Annotated in this window: 11 protein-coding genes and 2 tRNA genes; 1 reads left to right on the forward strand and 12 read right to left on the reverse strand. The window is 60.4% G+C overall.

Annotated elements, in window-relative coordinates:
• Nucleotides 1–27 precede the first annotated feature (27 nt).
• From pbpC to DA915_RS16115, 6 genes are all read right to left on the reverse strand, one after another.
• Nucleotides 28–2,106: a penicillin-binding protein 1C gene (pbpC, locus tag DA915_RS16090; protein WP_192886574.1), complete on the reverse strand. Its 2,079-nt coding sequence runs from the start codon at nt 2,104–2,106 to the stop codon at nt 28–30.
• Nucleotides 2,103–7,559: an alpha-2-macroglobulin family protein gene (locus DA915_RS16095; RefSeq protein WP_107676591.1), complete on the reverse strand. Its 5,457-nt coding sequence runs from the start codon at nt 7,557–7,559 to the stop codon at nt 2,103–2,105. The genes pbpC and DA915_RS16095 overlap by 4 nt, the downstream gene beginning before the upstream one ends.
• Nucleotides 7,560–7,675: 116 nt before the next feature.
• A complete protein-coding gene (locus tag DA915_RS16100; protein ID WP_003506270.1) occupies nt 7,676–7,864 on the reverse strand; it encodes a Trm112 family protein in 189 nt (62 codons plus the stop codon).
• 10 nt (nt 7,865–7,874) lie between these two features.
• Nucleotides 7,875–8,546 (reverse strand): LON peptidase substrate-binding domain-containing protein, encoded by a 672-nt coding sequence (locus DA915_RS16105; protein ID WP_003506267.1) that lies wholly within the window; start codon nt 8,544–8,546, stop codon nt 7,875–7,877.
• A gap of 68 nt (nt 8,547–8,614) precedes the next feature.
• Nucleotides 8,615–9,583 carry a thioredoxin gene (gene trxA / locus DA915_RS16110; RefSeq protein ID WP_107676592.1) on the reverse strand — a complete coding sequence of 323 codons (969 nt, stop codon included), beginning with the start codon at nt 9,581–9,583 and terminating at the stop codon, nt 8,615–8,617.
• Nucleotides 9,584–9,637: 54 nt separating this feature from the next.
• Nucleotides 9,638–10,147, reverse strand: a complete 510-nt coding sequence (locus DA915_RS16115; protein WP_077998630.1) for a prolyl-tRNA synthetase associated domain-containing protein — start codon at nt 10,145–10,147, stop codon at nt 9,638–9,640.
• 253 nt (nt 10,148–10,400) lie between these two features.
• On the opposite strand from DA915_RS16115, the gene DA915_RS16120 reads away from it, so the two are divergent.
• Nucleotides 10,401–10,475 (forward strand) — tRNA-Gly (locus tag DA915_RS16120).
• Nucleotides 10,476–11,081: 606 nt separating this feature from the next.
• On the opposite strand, the gene DA915_RS16125 is transcribed toward DA915_RS16120, so the two are convergent.
• The 6 genes from DA915_RS16125 to DA915_RS16150 form a co-directional block, all read right to left on the reverse strand.
• Nucleotides 11,082–11,158, reverse strand: a tRNA-Met gene (locus DA915_RS16125).
• Between the two features lie 135 nt (nt 11,159–11,293).
• Nucleotides 11,294–12,490, reverse strand: coding sequence for a tRNA 2-thiouridine(34) synthase MnmA (gene mnmA / locus DA915_RS16130; RefSeq protein ID WP_060723158.1), 1,197 nt, complete (start codon nt 12,488–12,490; stop codon nt 11,294–11,296).
• A gap of 207 nt (nt 12,491–12,697) precedes the next feature.
• The gene (locus DA915_RS16135; protein ID WP_107676593.1) at nt 12,698–13,888 is read right to left on the reverse strand and encodes an OpgC family protein; all 1,191 of its coding nucleotides are present in this window, start codon (nt 13,886–13,888) and stop codon (nt 12,698–12,700) included.
• A gap of 490 nt (nt 13,889–14,378) precedes the next feature.
• Entirely contained in the window at nt 14,379–15,446 is a 1,068-nt protein-coding gene (locus tag DA915_RS16140) for a Tim44 domain-containing protein (RefSeq protein WP_107676594.1), read from the reverse strand.
• Between the two features lie 222 nt (nt 15,447–15,668).
• Complete coding sequence (serA, locus tag DA915_RS16145) at nt 15,669–17,264, reverse strand: phosphoglycerate dehydrogenase (protein WP_003506257.1); 1,596 nt, start codon at nt 17,262–17,264, stop codon at nt 15,669–15,671.
• An 83-nt stretch (nt 17,265–17,347) separates the two neighbouring features.
• Nucleotides 17,348–18,526, reverse strand: a complete 1,179-nt coding sequence (locus tag DA915_RS16150) for a phosphoserine transaminase (protein ID WP_107676595.1) — start codon at nt 18,524–18,526, stop codon at nt 17,348–17,350.
• Nucleotides 18,527–18,595: the final 69 nt, after the last annotated feature.

Consider the following 18,595-nt stretch of genomic DNA (forward strand, 5'->3'; position numbering starts at 1 on the left):
GACCCTTTGTTGAGTTGGACGTCCCTGCTATTCGACGAAAATCCTGACGCTCGAAGCACGGCCATCGGCGTCGATCACCGTGAGTGTGGAAAATCCCTGCCCTTCCGGTCGCCATTCGCTGTTGCGGCGGTGGGACGCATCCGGCAAAGGCAAGCCATTGGCGAGCCAGCGGAAGGGTGCACGCCCGCCCTGCAGCTTGAGCACCAGCGGCGAAATGCCTGACTGGCCGGAGAGCTCCACCCGCGCGCCTTCCGGCGGGTAAACGATACGCGGGGCGCTTTCCCGCCTCGATGCCGCAAGCAGGCCGCTGGCCGTTGTGGTGAAACGCCGCTGGTTGGCGGGAAGGTCGCTCACGGCAACGCGGGCGACACCGGAGGGCGCGGCCGGCATCGGCGTCACCGCCACGCCGGATTTTGCGAAAGACTCGAACAGGATCGGCGCCGCCGTTGCGTATCCGGCAACGCCCGGCACCGCGCCATTGTCAGCACGGCCAACCCAGACGCCGATGACGTGCCGCCCGTCATAGCCAACCGACCATGCGTCGCGATACCCATAACTGGTGCCGGTCTTGTAGGCGATGCCGCGCTGTTTCATGCCGAGCGGGGGCAGCACGCCGGAGAGAATATCCGAGACATTCCAGATCGCGGCATCGGAGAATAACCGGTCGCCCTCCAGCCGTTCCGGGGTAGAGCGGACACCATCTCCAAGCCGTACAGGATCACCACCGCCGGCAAGCCCGGCATAGAGCTGCACCAGATCGACCAGCGAAATGCCGGCACCACCAAGGGCGATGGCAAGCCCCGGCGCTTCGCTGGTGGGCAGCACGAGCCGGACACCCACCCGCCGGAACCGCACCATCAGCGCCGAGGGACTGACCGCATCGAGCAGCTTGACAGCAGGCACGTTGAGCGACAATTGCAGCGCTTGGCGGATGCTGACATCACCCTGGTAATGCATGTCGAAATTGCGTGGCCGGTAGCCGGAAAAATCAGCCGGGCGATCCTCGATGATGGTTTCCTGCCCGATAAGGCCATTTTCGAAGGCGAGGCCATAGATGAACGGCTTGAGGGTGGAGCCCGGCGAACGCACGGCCCGGCTCATTTCCACGAAACCGCGTCTTGCCGTATCGAGATAATCCGCCGAACCAACCTCCGCCAGAATATCGCCGGTCTGCGCGTCGGCCATGACGATGGCGACGGAGACCTTGTCGCTCAGCTTTTCCGCTGCATGGCGGGCAACATCTTCCAGTTCCCGCTGAATCGGCAGCCTCAGCGTGGAGCGCACTTCGGCAGTATTTGGGAATTTCGCCCGTGCGGCAACGGCCATATGCGGCGCATAGGACGGAAGATCGCGCCTGCTGGAAGGCACATTCGCAAGAGTCGCCCGCTCCGCCTCCCCGTCCCCCACCACTCGCTCGACGGCAAGCCGTTGCAATACGCGCTCCCGCGCCTGCTTCGCCGCCTCCGGAAAACGATCCGGGCGGCGTTTTTCCGGCAATTGCGGCAGCGCCACCAGAAGAGCCGCCTCCGCCGTATCCAGCCGGCCCGGCTCCTTGCCGAACCAGGCAAGGCTTGCGGCCCTGACGCCTTCGAGATTGCCGCCATAGGGCGCGATATTCAGATAGAGATCGAGGATATCAGCTTTGCTGAGCCTTCTTTCAATCTGGAGCGCACGCACGGCCTGCAGCAATTTCGCCGAGAATGACCGGTCGGCGCGCGGCTCGATCAGCCGCGCCACCTGCATGGACAACGTCGATGCGCCGGAAACGATCCGGCCGTTGCTGGCCAATTGCCACGCGGAGCGCAGAAGCGCCCAGGGATCGACACCGTGGTGATCGTAGAAACGCTGATCCTCGTAAGCGACCAGCATGCGCAGGAACTGCGGATCGACCTCGGCCGCCGTGGTTTTGAGCCGCCAGCGGCCATCTGCTGTCGCAAAGGCCCGCAGCAGTTTGCCATCGCGATCCAGCACCTCGAAAGATCGCTGCCGTGCGGCCTCCAGCGGCGGCGGATAGGCCTTGTCCAGCGCATCGAGACCGAAAGCCGCGCCGCCCAGAAGCAACGCGGCCGTCACGATGCCAACGATGATTGCCTTTTTCCGGCTCATGGGGTTGCCGAGCGCACCTCCATGCGGCCGGTTGCCGTGCGGGCGGCAAATTGCGGCCGGTACATATCCTCAACCGAAGCTGCCGGATGATCATAGGTGCCGGGGGTAACAGCACGGACCACATAGGCGAGCGCAATCTCCGAACTGTCACCGGCAGAGCGGTCGAAGGCCGCCACGAAACGGTCGTAACGGAACTCGGTATGGGCCGCTTCCGTTTCCGGCAACCAGTCGAAATTCGACAGTTCCGCCGAATTGACGAGGCTGGGATTGTCGATTTCGAAGCCGGAGGGCAGCAGATCCGTCACCAGAATGCGCGACTGCCAGTTATTCTTCGGTACGATATTCAGCACCACAACATAACGCTCGTTCTGCGTGACCTCGCTCGGATTCACCTCCTCGCCATCCATGGAATAATAGGTGCGGGTGATGGTGAAGCCTTCGCCGCCGGCAGCGAGCGGCTGGGCCGGGGGGGCCACGGTGGTGACAACAGCCGTGACTGGATCGGCCGAGGCATTGGCGATCTTCAAGGGAGCTGCCAGCAATTCATCGCCGCTCATCCGCTTGCCGAAACCGCCAGTCTGCAAATCACCATTCACATCGAGACGGATATCCTTGTCCTCGCCTTTGACCGCGCGGGCGGCAAGCAGCATCCATGCCTGTTCCTGGGTGCTGGTATAGGGCTTCTTTTCCCATTCCTTGGCCACGGCACCGGCAAGCTGCGGCACGACGGCCGGAACCGGACGGCTTTCGGCCGCAAGCGCCAGTGTCGCCGCACCATCACGCAGGGCCGAGCCATAATCGGCGCGTGCGAAGCTGACATTGGTGGCGCGGCTTGCCATATCGAGCGAAGCGCCGAACACGGTCTTCGAACGGGCCTGATCGCCATAAAGCGAAAGGGCTGCGGCAACCTGCGCCTTGGCAAGCGGCGTCGGGAAATCGGCGAGCGCCGTATCCGCGTAATATCTGAGATCGTTGATCGCCGCCTTGCGGTTGCGCGCCAGCACATAAAGCGAATAGGCGATCTCGTTGCCGCGATCCTTGACATTGCTGTCATAGGAAAGACCGTTCTGCAGGTTGTTCAGCGCCTGCACCATGGCCGCTTCGGGAACGTCGTAATTCTGCTCGCGCGCCCGGGTCAGGAAGTCGCTGATATAGGCATCCAGCCACAGGTCCCCATAACCAGGCGACCAGAGGCCGAAACTGCCCGAACTCGACTGGAAGGACAGCACACGGTAGATCGCTTCCTGCACCCGCTTGCGGGTATCAGGGTCCTCAGCCATGCCGCTGTCCTTCGTCAGTTCCGAGACATAAAGCAGCGGCAAAGCGCGGCTCGTCGTCTGCTCGGCGCAGCCGTAAGGATATTTGTCCAGCATCATCACCAGCGCCGGAATATCAAAGGCGGGCGAGCGCGTGACGTTGACGGCGACGGAGGAGCCGAGCAGCATGCTGTCGGCCAGAAGATCACCATTGATCGTCAGGCTGCTGTTCGGCGCAATCTTGATTTCGCGCCGTGTCGTCACCGGCAGGACAGCCGGACGCACAGGAACGTTCAGAACCTGCTCCAGCGAAACACCCGCGGCATTGGAAACCTTGATGGTGATCGCACCATTGCCGGGCTGTTCACCTGTTAACGGAACCGTCAGCGAAGACTTGCCGCCTTTCTGCAGCGCCAATGTCTGCGACATCTCTCCCTGATCGACGGTCAAGGCCGTGTTGCTGGTCACATCCAGCCGGTAATCGCCGGCCTCGCCATCCGTATTGGCGATATCGAGCCGCAATTGGGAGACATCGCCGGGGGCGAGGAATTTCGGCGCGCTGGCCGTGACTACCACGGGATCGCGGATGATGGCATCGGAGACGGCATGTCCTACGCCTGTCTTCGTCCAGGCCACCGCCATGATGCGGGCCGTACCGTTGAACTGCGGAATATCGAAGCTCACCGTCGCCTTGCCGTTAGCGTCGAGTTCGACCGGACCGGCAAAGAAGGCTACGAGCTTTTCGGTGGGCGGGCTGCCCTGAAGGGCCGCCCCGCCGCCATCACCGCCGGTGCGCAGCCGGCCGGTGGCGCCAAGCGAACCATCGATCAGCCGGCCATAGAGGTCGCGGATTTCCAGCCCCAGCCGGCGCTGGCCGAAATACCATTCATCGGGCTTTGGCGGTTCATAGCGGGTGAGGTTCAATATGCCGACATCGACGGCCGCAACGATGGCATAGGCCTTTTCGCCGACGCCAGCGCCCGCAACCGTGATCGGAATTTCAAGCGGCTGGCGCGGCAGTGTTTTCTGCGGCGCGCCGAGGGTTACGGCAAGCTTGCGCTCAGCCGGATCGACGGCGAGCCATTTGATACCGATGGCGCGCATCGGCATGCGGCTTTCCTGCGCGTCGCCGGGGCGGAACAGCGTGGCGGTGACGTAAGCGCCCGCACCCCATTCCTCGGTGACCGGAATGTCGATCTCGCCGCCATCCTCACCGACCTCGGCATTCTGCACGGCAATCAGCTTTTCCGAACCTGATGTCACCATCAACTCACCGGCAAAACGCGAGGACACCTTGAGTTTGGCCGTATCGCCGATCTTGTAGCTCTGTTTGTCGAGGGCAATTTCCAGTGCATCCGGCGTTTCCGTCGAGCTTGCCTCGACGTAGAAACCGGCATCGAATTCGACGCTGGAAACCGGTGCGCCATTACCCGCGCCCTCCACTTCCAGCCGGTAGCGGCCCCAGGTAACGGGCACGGAAATCTCGCCGCCATTGGCATCGACGGACAAGGTGCCCGCTTCCTGCTGCTTGGTATATTCCACCGGCTCATAACGCCAGGAATTGCCCTGACGATACCATTGATAGTTCCGCTCGACCTTGATGAGCTTCCAGTTGAGGCCGTTCATCGCCTGCCTGGCGCCATCGGCGCTGACGCCGATGATATGGAAACGGCCGACGGAATTCTGGGCGAGATCGCCCGAAAACTGCGGCTTGATCCCGATAACAGAGGCTTCCGCCTTGATAGGCAGCGTCAGCGAGCGCTCCACGGCGCGGCCACCGGCTTCGCGCATGCGCACAGTGATGTTGGCGGAAAGAAGCTGCGTGGTGGAGGGCAGATCGGTGAGGTCAACATTGAAACTCGCCTTGCCCTCTTCGTCCAGCACCGGCAGATCGGCAAGCGCGGTGCGGTTTTCCTCTTCGCTTTCCTCATCAGCCAGACCGAAGAAATAACCTTCGAAATCGGCGCTGGTGCGCGTCGGCTTGATCGCGACCTCGCCTTCCAGCGTCAGACCGGCGGCCGGCGCGCCATAGAGATAACGGCCATCGACGTCGATTGCCGTTTCCGCGCCCGGATCGATCTGTTTCGCCTTGCTCGAGAGGTCGAATTCCGTGCGGTCAGGCACGAAATCGTCGACGAGAAAGCTCTTTTCGCTGATCGCAGCCGTTTTCGGATCGGTATGGATGCGCAATGTCCAGGTGCCGCGCATGGCATTCGCCTGCAGCGGCAGATCGACCGCATGGCCGCCCAGCGCCTTGCCGTCGCTGACGAAGCGCCGGTCTTCGACACCGTCCGGGCGCGAGAAGATGAAGGTGAGCGGCAGATCCTCGATTGCCTTGCCGTCGACATCGCGGGCAAGCGCTGCGGCATGCACGGTCTCGCCGGCGCGGTAAATGCCGCGCTCGGTCCAGCTGAACACGTCGATCGCGCCCGGCGCTGCACGTCCCGTCACGCCGCGATCCGAGAGGTCAAAGCCTGCGCGGGTCATATCAAGGAAAACGTAGTCCTTGTCGCCGTTACGCGCGGTGAGGATGGCAGGCGCCTGCGCCGCAGTGCCGCGCATCAGGCCGGCCGAGAACACCGCGCGGCCGTCCGCATCGGTCTTTGCCGTGCCCAGCACCTCGTTGTTCTTGGCGAGCAGCTGCAAATCCACGTCCGCAAGCGGCTTGGCGCTGCCAAGGGCTCGGACGAACACATTCAGACCGTCGGTTCCGGCATAGGTGGTGATGCCGGTATCGGAGACCAGGAACCATTGTGTGGCGCGTGAATCCCACGTTTCCGGCGCGGTGCCAGGCGGCACGGCGGTCAGCACATAGATGCCGGGCTTGCGCTCCGGCAAGGCCTCATCCACCGGGAAGCTCGTCACCACATCCTTATTGAGATCGGGCTGGATATCGATCGAGCCCTGCCAGACGAGTTCGCCGATCTCGTTTTCGATGCGGTCGGCATTGTAGCCGTCCATCTGCGTCAGAAACTGCGAGTTTGCGAGCAGCGAGGTGATGTTGCGGTCGCCAACGCGATAAAGCTTCAGGTCAGCCTTGTCGGCGTTAACAGAGACAATTGGAATGCCACGACGGGCAGTACCCGGCAGCACGAAATTCTCACCCGTGAAGCGCACGCTGGCGGCACGGTCACGCACGTAAATATCGAGATCGACCTGCTTTTCCAGCGGTTCTTCCACCGAGGAAGGCAGACCGGCGCGCAGCGCGATCTTGTAACGTTGGCCATGGGTGAGGCCTTCGACGCAAATCTCGCTGCCCTTCGCTTCGATGGCCTTGGGGGCTGCCCCATCCAGCGTGATGAAGGAGGAATAATCGACGTTGTTCTTCACCAGCGGCTCGGAAAACTGCACGCAGGCGCGCGGGCTGACGCTATCCGTATCCACGGTATTATTGATGACGCGGAAACCCTGTCGCGTGCGCAGATCGGCATAGGCCGCCTTGGTCTGCGCATTGTCGGTAAGCGCAAGGCTCTCCTTATAGGCATTGAGTGCTGCGCGATAATTCTGGGTTCTTTCGAAAGCCTTCGCCAGCCGGTTCAGGGCCTCGGTGCGGGCGCTGACGGTGCGGCTCAGCTGGTAGGCATTGATGGCGGCGGAAGCGGCCTGCCCGGCAATCGAATAATTATCGGTGACCTGCGCCGCCTTTTCGGAAAGCTCCGCCCAGAGCGCGCCGTCGTCAGGCGTGATAGCAAGCGCCTGTTTATAGGTCGTGACCGCATCGGGAATATTGCCCGCGGCTGCCTGCTGCCGCGCCGTCTGCACGAGGGCTTCCACGCCCTGTCCGCCTTCACCGTCATTCGCCGCAAGGCCGGATTTCAGCCGGCGCGCTTCCTGCTGCAGACTGTCAGTGACGAAGGACAGGCGTTGCGGCGCGCCGATATCGGTTTCCGCTACCACTTCCACGATCTTGCCGGCAACCGCGCCGGGGAAAGCGTTCAGCTGATTGAAATCCGATTTGAGGAAGCACCATTTCACCTTGGGATTGTAGGTGAAGGCCTTGCAGACGGTATCGCCAACGCAAATCTCGCCGCATTGCTCCAGCGAGACATTCTGCTCAGTGCGAAGATCGAAGCCGAAATAATCGCCGTTTTGGGTGGTAACAACCTTGCGGGAGGGCTCCGCCGCCATGGCTGGCGGAAAAATGAGGGCGGCCGAGGCCGCAACCAACGAAATCCGGACGAGCGCGCGCAACGACATCAGTATTCTCCCCGCATCAGATATGTCGGGCCGGACTCTGGTCAAATCCACGCATGGTTGTCAACGCATCTTCGTCAATTCGCGACACGCAATGTGTGGAGGTGATGACCGGGAGGTTAGTCTTCTATCTTGCGCGCTTCCGAAATCAGCATGATCGGCACGCCGTCGCGGATTGGATAAGCAAGTCTGGCGCTTTCGGAAATGAGCTCGTTACGGGCGCGATCATAGGAAAGACGCCCCTTCGTCAAAGGACAGACCAAAAGCTCCAGCAGCTTGGGGTCGACACTGCTCATCCTGTCGTCCATGGCGGCGATCCTATTGCAGCACGTTGCCGCCCTCACCCGATCCCTGCGCAAGAACGATCTCGGTGATGGCGATCAATGTTTCGGCTCGCGTCTTCAGATCAGGCGCTTCCAGCAGCGCCTGTTTTTCGGCGGGTCCAAATGGAGACATCATGGAAAGCGAATTGACGAGAACACGGTTGCCGGCCCTTTCAACGCTTTCCCAGTCGGCTTCCAGCTGGTTGGCATCCAGAAACGAGCGGAATACCCGCAGCAGGTTTTCACGATCCACGGCCTCCTCGTCGTATTCGCCCGAGAGATCGGCGATGAAAGGCGCATGCCGGAAGCTGCGATAGGGCTCGCCCACCCCAACCTCTTCCAGCAGGCGGAAACGGCACACACCGGTGAGCGAGATGATGTAACGGCCATCGCCGGTTTCGGAAAAGGAGGTGATACGGCCGAGGCATCCGACTGCGCTCAGAGGCCCGCCTTCAAGACCGGACTCGATGACGTGAAGCGCCGGCTGCACCATACCGATGAGCCGGTGACCCGCCAGTGCCGTGTCGATCATGGCAAGATATCGCGGCTCGAAAATATTGAGCGGAAGATGGCCTTCCGGCAGCAGCAGGGCACCGGGAAGTGGAAAGACCGGCACGGTTTCCGGCAGGTCGTCGTTCTTCACATATCTCGCATTTCCGACGTGCATGGGATCAAGCCCCCTGTTCACTGCTGCCCGGCCGGCGGAGCAACCGCCCTGGCCGGGATATGCCCGCATTACGAAAACAGTATCGCCGAAAGCTTCCGGCGGCCGGCAATGGTTGCCGGATCCTTGAAACCCCAGGCCTCGAAAAACTCGAGAAGCTGACGGCGCGCGCCGTCATCGTCAAAGGTGCGGTCCTTGCGCATGATGTAGAGCAGATGATCCGCCGCCTCGTCGCGTCGGCCCTGCGCGTTCAGCACCTTGGCAAGCTTCACCCGCACCTCGTGTTGATCGGGATCAAGCGCCAGCTCGCGCTCCAGCGCCACGGGGTCGCCGATCTTGCGGGCTTCCTCATATTGCGCGATCTTTTTCGAAACGAGCTGAATGCCCGCATCGTCATTGAGTTCCTGAGGCAGGGACGAGAGCAGCTCGCTGGCCCGCTCATATTGACCGACCGCGATCATGCATTCGGCGATACCGGCAATCGCTGCGGGATTTTCCGGATCAGCCTGCATGACGGCGCCGAAAAGCTGCGCTGCGCCGTTAAAATCGCCATCTGCCAGAAGCTGCTTCGCGTCGGTCAGAACGGCCTCGATCTCAGCCTTGGGATCGCCCGCGTCAGGTCCGGCAATCTTTTCGATGAACTGCTTGATCTGGCTTTCCGGAACGGCACCCATGAAGCCATCCACGGGCCGGCCGTCGGCAAAGGCGACGATTGCCGGAATGGACTGGATGCCGAGCTGGCCGGGAATGGACGGATGATCGTCAATGTTCAGCTTCACGAGCTTCACACGGCCATTCGCCTCGTTGATGACCTTCTCGAGCACCGGCGTCAGCTGCTTGCACGGGCCGCACCAGGGCGCCCAGAAGTCCACCAGAACCGGCTGGCGACGGGATTCTTCAAGAACGTCCTTGGAGAAGGCAGCCGTCGTCGTGTCCTTGATGTGGCCGGAGGCCGCACCGTTAAGCTCGCCATTGTGATGCGCGCTTGCGGTCATCTGCCCGCTATAGGAACCGCCGTAAGGATTATTGTCGCCGCTCATGCCGGTCTCCCGTAAACTTCTGTCATTTGTCTTATTTGAAGCAAAGATCGTATCTCACTCGCTGACTTTCAAGACAAGCGGCGCATGTCCGGTTGCCTCGAGAAAGCGAATGAGATCTTTGGACGCGATCGTTGTCGTCTGGTCGTTGGAAAGCGGATGGCCGTTTACCAGCTCGTTTTCCAGAAGATCGCTGTCGAGCACGAATGTGACCTGCCTGTCCGTGTCGTTGATGGCTCCGAACACCGTGACCGAACCCGGCACGACGCCCAGATATTCCAACATTTTTTCCGGCCTGCCGAAGGACACGCGACTTGCCGCCCCGATGGTCTTGTGAACGCTTTTCAGGTCCACGGCCGCATTTTCCTCAACCGTCAGCACGAAATACTGATCCTTCTTGTCCTTTACAAAGAGGTTCTTTGTATGACCGCCTGGAATGAGGTCGCGCAGCGACTGGGATTCGGCGACGGTGAACACCGGCTCATGCTGTTTCGTGGTGTGGGAAATGCCAAGCCCGTCGAGAAACTCGAACAGTTCCGTTGCCGTCTTCTGGGAATTTTCCGCCATATCCTGCCGCCCGCCTCTGTCGATTCCGTTTTCCTTGTTTCCTGATTAAGGGGGTAACTGAGGCTTGGCAACGCAGGAAAAAACAGCGGAATGAAAAATTCTCAATCATTTCCGCCGCTTGTCGCATTTCTCAAAGAAATTTTCGCGTTTTTGTCATTTCCCTGTTGCATTCCAGAATCGATTGAGCGATATAGCGCCCGTCGCCGCTTGGCGGCCCACGGTTCAGCGAACTACCCCGGACCGGTGGATTTGAGCGGGTGTAGCTCAGGGGTAGAGCACAACCTTGCCAAGGTTGGGGTCGAGGGTTCAAATCCCTTCGCCCGCTCCAAATTTCCCTAAAGATTGAATCCTCAGGAAAGTGCCATTTTTCCGCACACCGAATCGTTCCGGGCGATGCGGCCTGGAATACTTTGCCTTCGCAGCACTCCTGTCGGCACGACGCTGCGGAAATTATCCCGCAATCGGAACTTATGTTGAAGATGTCCGTTTCAGACACGAGGCTCCTAACCTCAGTTCCCCTCTGATTGCCCGCCTTGAGCGGGCATCTTTTTTTGCTGGCGTCACCACGCGCGAAAATAACAGCATCAACCCTGGAACGGCTCATATGCGCCGGACGTTCTCCTGCGTTGATAAACAGGGGAAGAGCCATGTCCTCTGCCATCCACCAATAAACTGGAGAACAGGGCCCTCCACCGCAACAATATGGTCGCCTTGATCTTGCCATAATTCATTCAATGTGCTTTTGTGCAGCCGCCCTTGTGGGAGGGGGTAGAGGTTGAGACCCGCTGGCTGCATTTTTGTAGTAAGCGGGTTTCCCTTTTTTTGGGCGAAACTTACTGGCAAACACCATCTGATCCATCGTTTTTCCCGCTCGGAAAAGCAACGAAACACGGGCGCAGAACGACGCGGTTTGGATTTTTCATATGAAGGAAAGTGGTAGCGGGAGAGGGACTTGAACCCCCGACACGCGGATTATGATTCCGCTGCTCTAACCACCTGAGCTACCCCGCCACAGTGGAAACGTGACAGTCATGTGACCGGCCGTTCCATCAGGATGAGCGGCTTATAAGGTGCCGCTCCCCAAAGTGTCAAGCGCAAGATGCGCAAAAAATTCGCTTTCCGCATTGCTGCAAAAAGCGAATGGTTTCAGGCGGCAACCGGCTTTTCCAGAAGCGCCTTGAGCGATGCCTCGGCATCCACTGAGCGTTCCGACCGTTCGATGAAACCGCCGCCGTAAACGCGGGCATCGGCCCCCGGTGCGGAATAGAGCACGCAGGCCTGGCCAGGAGCGACGCCGGCCTCACCGGTCATCAGATCCACATAGATGCCGTTTTCGTCTGCATGCAGCATCGCTTCGGTTGGCGGACGGGTGGAGCGCACCTTGGCGAAACAGGCAAAGCCCTGCCCTGCATCATTTACCAGCTCGCCATCGCCCAGCCAGTTCATGTCGCGCAGATAGACCCGGCGGGTTTCCAGCGCTTCGCGCGGGCCAACGATGACCCGGCGGCCCCGCGCATCGAGATGCACGACGTAGAGCGGCTCTCCGGTCGCGACACCGATGCCACGGCGTTGGCCGATAGTATAATGCACGATGCCGTCATGGCGGCCGAGCACGCGGCCGTCCAGATGGACGATGTCGCCCGCCAATGCCGCATTCGGCTTCAGCTTGTTGATGATATCAGTGTATTTGCCCTGCGGCACGAAACAGATGTCCTGGCTGTCGGCTTTCTTGGCGACGACAAGCCCCATATCTTCCGCCAGCGCCCGCGTTTCGGCCTTGGAGAGACCGCCCAGCGGGAAGCGCAGATAGTCGATCTGCTCCTGCGTCGTCGCAAACAGGAACCAGCTCTGGTCACGGTCGCTGTCGATAGGGCGATAGAGCGCGCGACGGCCCGGCTGTCCGGCAACGGGATTGGGGCGCGAGCGGATATAATGGCCGGTCGCCAGTGCATCGGCACCCAGTTCCTGTGCCGTAGCGAGCAGATCGGCGAATTTTACCGTCTGGTTGCAGGCGACGCAGGGGATCGGCGTTTCACCCATCGCATAAGCTTCGGCAAAAGGGTTGATGACCGTTTCACGGAACCGCGCTTCGTAATCCAGCACATAATGGGGGATACCGAGCGTTTCGCAGACCCTGCGCGCATCGTCGATATCCTGCCCGGCGCAACAGGAGCCGGCGCGGTGCACGGCGGCACCGTGGTCGTAAAGCTGGAGGGTAATGCCGAGGACATCATAGCCCTCGCGCTTGAGGATACCGGCCACCACGGAAGAATCGACGCCACCGGACATGGCGACAACGATCCGGGTATCTTCCGGCCTCTTGTCAAAATCGAGCGTATTCACGTTTTTTCCCATCGTCAGTCATAACGGGGGTAAAGGCCCCGCCGCCTGTCGGTCATCCGCCGCGAGAAACCATGGCCATCAATCGGGCCGTCCTGTCTCGCCATCCTGCGGATTTAAGGGCTGCATATAGAAAGGAATGGCCGCGCACGCAAGTACGGGGCGGAAAACCGCCACGCAAAGCAATCAGATTCGGTCCGCGACAGGCTGTTAAGCGCCGGCCGTCTTCTGGCCGCTGCTGCCGAACCACTTTTCGCGCTCCCGCCACAGGGCCGGCAAGGCCAGCAATCCGATGGCCGTGAAAGCGATCAGCGTCTTGTTCAGCTGCGACAGTTCCGCCGTGCGGCCGTCGAGATAATAGACGCCGTAGACGATCGCCACATGCCAGACATAGACCTGCAGCGAATGGCGACCGAGCAGTTGCAGGAACTTCAACGACAGCACCCAGATGACGCCCTCGGCAATGGAGCGCACAAGCGGACGGTGGTGGTGCGGACCGGCAATCACCAGCCAGGTCAGGCCAACGCCAACCGCCAGGAAGTTGATGAGGTAAACCGGGCCGAAATCGGCGCGGATTTCCATGGTGGAGAACTTGCCCATCATGAATTCCGGCATCAGGCCCCAGGCAGTGGCGATGCGCAGCGGCATGAAGAACAGGCAGATGACAAGCGCAGCCTTTGGAAGCCATGTGTGCTGCGGCGAGAAGATCGCCTTCCACGGAATGCGGTTCTGCGCCGTCATCGCGCCCATCACCAGCGCCGAATAGAAAACCAGTTGCCAGCCGAGCAGGTTGAAGCTGACGCGGATACCCTGCTCGTCCGCACCCTTGACGACTTCGTTGAGCGGCGTCGTCACGATCTGCTGAAGACCAAGCTGGCCCGCCATCCAGACCAGCAGGGAACCGGCCATAACATAGGCCCACTTGCCGTCAAGGCAGAGCTTAACAAGGACCGGCGCAAACAACATGTAGACGATATATTGCGGCAGAATATCCATGAAGGTCGGCTGGAAGAGGAATGTCGCAATCGCCGCCAGACGCAGCGGATCGTCGAACGTCGTCATGCCCAGCCAATTGTACCAGATATAGGGCGCATGCGGGATGACCATGCGGAAGAACAGCACGGCGATGACGAGACCCATCGCATAACGATAAAGCTCCATCGCCCTGTTCCAGATCATCTGCTTGCCGGCGTCATAGCCATATTTCATCATCTTGCGCGCATAGACCATGCCGATCAGCAGGCCGGACAGGAAGACGAAGCCCTGCGCGTCCTCGACAAAGGCAAACTGCCGGTGATTGATTTCCACCAGCCAGAAGCCGCCGGCAAACACCAGATGGTTGATCAGCATGAAGACGAGGAAGTAACCACGCATCCCGTCGATCAGGTCAAAGCGTTTCATCTCGATAGCTCTCCGTTCTCGCGGGCCGTGCATTGCCCGGCCACCCAGCCCGGCTTGCGGGAGGCGGGCCGGGAATTGGATTGTCAACGCTGTTTTGCGGCTGTGGTTCCCTTCCCAAAGCGGTTTAGAACCGGCGCGAAAAGTCACATTGACGTGTATGCTTTCTGGTTAGGATGCGGGGACTGAATGCCGGATGAATGAAAAAAGGCAATTCCGTGAAGCGGTCGAGCCATGCACCGGCGACATGCCACGACAAACAGGGCTCAAAGCCCTGCATAGCAGGGTGAAGCGGAAATTGCAGCCAATGATCGGCGGAGATATCACCCGTTAGATTTATCAATCGGTTTTTTGCCCTGCCGCGTCTGCCCAGGGCAAGGAGTATCCGGGACGAAATTTCAGGACGGTCGACGTCTTTGCGTCCTGATAAACAAAAGCCCGGAGGTTCGTGAACCTCCGGGCCATTTCGTTCGATAAAACTCGGGCTGTTGCCTCAGGCAGCGGCCTGAATGGCGGCGACCTGCCAGTTATCGTTGCCGGGGCGACGGACGAAGGTCCACATCTCGACCGCTTCGGACGGATGCTGTTCATCGCCTTCGACTACCTTGCCGGACGTGCGGTCACGCATCACGTCGATGGCGGAGTAACGCATCGCAACCGTTGCGTAATCCTGCCCTTCTTCGTGCCAGGCTTCGGCGACATCGCCCTGCAGCAGCGTCACGTCGCGCACGTCGTTTTTCACCCCGCTGGTCGCGTTGTCGCTCAGTTCTTCCGCGAGATAGGACATGGCTTCCGGCGTCGTCAGCTTGCGCAGCGTGCCGTAATCCTCGGCCGCATAGGCAGCCTGCACATCTTCCAGCATTTTCTGGAAGGTTTCGAGGTCACCCTGCGTGATACCGATTTCATCGCCTTCCGAGATGGCATTGGCGTGGGGCACGGGCTTTGCCGTTGCAGCCGCAGCGCCACCCGCAGCACCGGCCAGAGCACCAATCTTCGGAATCTTGAACGAGGATGCGGAAGGACCCGCCTGCGAACTGCCATTATAGGAGGAACTTGAATGATCCGTGCGCTGCGAACCGCCGGCCGAGCCATAAGCGGGCTGACCCTGACGGCGCGATGCGAAGAAACGCATGGCGAGCATAACGAGGAGACCGATCAGCGCCACCTGCAGCAGCATGCCGAAGAAACCGGCCATGCCACCAAAGCCACCACCGAGAAGCATGCCGAACAGGCCACCCATCAACAGGCCGCCCATCAAACCACCCATCATACCGCCGAACAGGCCGCGATTTTGCTGCGGTGCCTGCGCGCCGGGACGGGCCGGCTGAGCAGCACTCGGTGCTGCCTGATTGGTATTGGGCGTCATGCTGCGATTGATCGGCGCGGTCTGGCCGGGTGCGGTGCTGGTCGAAGGCGGAGCCGAATAGGTCCGCGTACCGCGGCTGCCGAAACCGCCGCTGGCGCGGCGTGCTTCTGCCATATCAACAGCTACGAAAGACACCGCGATACCAAGCGCGGCGACTGCGAACAAACCCTTGAAGCGCCGAAAGGCAGCAAACATCGTTATCTCCTGTTGGCCGCCCTCCCATGAGCGGCATCTCAGCAGGCGATATAGCAACTCATGATCATCATTTTTAGAGCACTCGGCTTAAATTTTTTGTGATATGCAACCGAAGCGCGAGACCGGCGCGGATTGCCATAAAATGGGCAACTGGAGAAACAAAAACCGGCGCAGGGTTGCCCCTGCACCGGTCCTTATTGTCCCCTTGGGAGGAACGATAGATCAGTCGACGTTAAACGTCAGCGGCTTGACCTGGCGGATGGCCGGGTTGGCGCGCAGCTTGTCCAGCACCTCTTCGGAAACCGGGCCGTCAACATAGAGCAGCGCGATGGCGTCGCCGCCTTCCTTTTCACGGCCGAGCTGGAAGTTGGCGATGTTGACGCCAGCTTCGCCGAGCGTGGTGCCCATGAAGCCGATCATGCCGGGAACGTCGGTGTTGGTGATGTAGATCATGTGCGATCCGACATCCGCATCCATGTTGATGTTCTTGATCTGGATGAAGCGCGGCTTGCCATCCGAGAACACCGTGCCGGCAACCGAACGTATCTGGTTTTCGGTCTTGACCGTCAGCTTGATGTAACCGTCGTAAACACCGGTCTTGTCGCGCTTGACTTCAGAAAGGATGATGCCCTTTTCCTTGATCATGACCGGGGCCGAAACCATGTTCACATCTGCAACCTGGCTGCGGATCAGACCGGCCAAGAGGGCGCTGGTCAGCGCCTTGGTGTTCATGTTGGCGGTTGCGCCATCATAAAGGATTTCGATTTCCTTGGTGGCGCTTTCCTGCACCTGGCCGACGAAGGAGCCGAGAACATCCGCCAGACGGATGAACGGCTTCAGACGCGGTGCTTCTTCCGCCGTGATCGACGGCATGTTGATGGCGTTGGAGACGGCACCCTTGACCAGATAATCCGACATCTGCTCGGCAACCTGAAGAGCGACGTTTTCCTGCGCTTCTGTGGTAGAAGCGCCGAGATGCGGCGTGCAAACGACGTTTGGCAGGCCGAAAAGCGGGCTTTCGGTGGCGGGTTCGACTTCGAACACGTCAAAACCGGCGCCGGCGACATGGCCGGACTTGATGGCTTCGGCAAGAGCCGCTTCATCCACCAGACCGCCACGGGCGCAGTTGACGATACGCACGCCCTTCTTGGTCTTGGCAAGGTTTTCGGCATTGAGGATGCCGCGCGTCTTGTCCGTCATCGGCACATGCAGGGTGATGAAATCGGCCTGCGCCAGCAGTTCGTCGAGCTCAACCTTGGTGACGCCCATTTCCTGCGCGCGCTCCGGCGACAGGAAGGGGTCATAGGCCAGAACATGCATCTTGAGACCAAGCGCACGCGAGCAGACGATGGAGCCGATATTGCCGGCGCCGATGACGCCGAGCGTCTTGCCGGTGATTTCGACACCCATGAATTTCGACTTTTCCCACTTGCCGGCCTGCGTAGAGCTGTCGGCGGCCGGAAGCTGGCGCGCAACGGCAAACATCAGCGCGATGGCATGTTCCGCAGTCGTGATGGAGTTGCCGAACGGCGTGTTCATGACGATGATACCGCGGCGCGAGGCTGCCGGAATATCGACATTGTCGACGCCGATGCCGGCGCGGCCGATGACCTTGAGGTTGGTTGCCGCCTCGATCAGCTTTTCGGTCGCCTTGGTGGCGGAACGAATGGCGAGACCATCGTAATTGCCGATGATTTCGGCAAGTTTGTCCTTGTCCTTGCCGAGCTTCGGCTGGAAATCGACTTCGACGCCACGATCACGGAAAATCTGGACGGCGGTTTCCGACAGTTCGTCGGATACGAGTACGCGAGGTGCCATGGTTCACGGGCTCCTTGAAAAGCGGTGCAGTTTTAAAAGCGGGAAATTGGCGGCCCTGCATCAGCGCAGGGCCGGTATCAAAATCAGGCGGCAGCCTTGGAAAGTGCTGCCTTCTGCGTCTGGTAAGCCCAGGCGAGCCAGGGCATGACGGCTTCCATATCGGCCGTCTCGATGGTCGCGCCGGCCCAGATGCGCAGACCGGACGGTGCGTCACGGTAAGCGCCGATATCGAGGGCGACATTTTCCTTTTCGAGCAGGGCAACGACGCCCTTGGCGAAATCGGCCTGTGCGGCCGCATCCAGCGCCTGCACCTCGGGATCAACGATCTTCAGGCAGACGGAGGTGTTGGAGCGGGTTTCCGGCTTGACGGCCAGATTGGCGATCCAGTCATTCTTCTCGATGAAGTCGTAGATGACCTTGGCGTTGGCGTCGGCACGGCCGATCAGCGCCTTCAGGCCACCGAGGTTCTTCGCCCACAGCAGCGCGTCGATGTAATCCTCCACGCAGAGCATGGACGGGGTGTTGATGGTTTCGCCGGTGAAGATGCCTTCGATCAGCTTGCCGCCGGAGACCATGCGGAAGATTTTCGGCAGCGGCCATGCCGGCGCGTAGCTCAGCAGGCGCTCGACGGCGCGGGGCGAAAGAATGATGACGCCATGGCCGCCCTCGCCGCCCAGAACCTTCTGCCAGGAGAAGGTGACGACGTCGAGTTTCGTAAAGTCCATGTCCTGCGCGAAGGCCGCCGAGGTGGCGTCGCAGATGGTCAGGCCCTTACGGTCGGCAGGGATGAAGTCGGCATTGGGAACGCGAACGCCAGAGGTGGTGCCGTTCCAGGTGAAGACGACGTCACGGTCGAAATCGACTTCGGCGAGATTCGGCAGCAGACCGTAATCGGCCTCGAACTTGCGCACGTCCTTCAGCTTAAGCTGCTTGATGACGTCGGTAACCCAGCCAGCGCCGAAGCTTTCCCAGGCGAGCATATCGACGCCCCGTTCGCCCAGCAGCGACCAGAGCGCCATTTCAACAGCGCCGGTGTCGGATGCGGGAACGATGCCGATACGATAATCGGCAGGAACATCAAGAATTTCACGGGTGAGATCGATGGCCTGCTTCAGCTTGGCTTTGCCAACCTTGGCGCGATGCGAGCGACCGAGCGGTGCATCGGAGAGAGCATCTAGCGACCAACCGGGACGCTTCGAGCAGGGACCAGAGGAAAAATGCGTATTGCCCGGACGCACGTCCGGCTTCACTATATCTGTCATTTGACTACCCTTCCAGATAGGCGCTCCACGTTAGGGTGGAGTGTCCTGACGCCGTTGCTATTCCTGTCG

The organism is Agrobacterium sp. LAD9, from assembly GCF_003031125.1.
Lineage (GTDB): Bacteria > Pseudomonadota > Alphaproteobacteria > Rhizobiales > Rhizobiaceae > Agrobacterium > Agrobacterium radiobacter.

What these genes read in the sequence shown, in the direction of transcription:
- serA (WP_003506257.1), bottom strand. Translation starts at nt 17,264, where the DNA reads ATGGCACCTCGCGTACTCGTATCCGACGAACTGTCGGAAACCGCCGTC.
- DA915_RS16105 (WP_003506267.1), bottom strand. Translation starts at nt 8,546, where the DNA reads ATGCACGTCGGAAATGCGAGATATGTGAAGAACGACGACCTGCCGGAA.
- DA915_RS16140 (WP_107676594.1), bottom strand. Translation starts at nt 15,446, where the DNA reads ATGTTTGCTGCCTTTCGGCGCTTCAAGGGTTTGTTCGCAGTCGCCGCG.
- DA915_RS16095 (WP_107676591.1), bottom strand. Translation starts at nt 7,559, where the DNA reads ATGTCGTTGCGCGCGCTCGTCCGGATTTCGTTGGTTGCGGCCTCGGCC.
- pbpC (WP_192886574.1), bottom strand. Translation starts at nt 2,106, where the DNA reads ATGAGCCGGAAAAAGGCAATCATCGTTGGCATCGTGACGGCCGCGTTG.
- DA915_RS16135 (WP_107676593.1), bottom strand. Translation starts at nt 13,888, where the DNA reads ATGAAACGCTTTGACCTGATCGACGGGATGCGTGGTTACTTCCTCGTC.
- trxA (WP_107676592.1), bottom strand. Translation starts at nt 9,583, where the DNA reads ATGAGCGGCGACAATAATCCTTACGGCGGTTCCTATAGCGGGCAGATG.
- DA915_RS16150 (WP_107676595.1), bottom strand. Translation starts at nt 18,526, where the DNA reads ATGACAGATATAGTGAAGCCGGACGTGCGTCCGGGCAATACGCATTTT.
- DA915_RS16100 (WP_003506270.1), bottom strand. Translation starts at nt 7,864, where the DNA reads ATGGACGACAGGATGAGCAGTGTCGACCCCAAGCTGCTGGAGCTTTTG.
- DA915_RS16115 (WP_077998630.1), bottom strand. Translation starts at nt 10,147, where the DNA reads ATGGCGGAAAATTCCCAGAAGACGGCAACGGAACTGTTCGAGTTTCTC.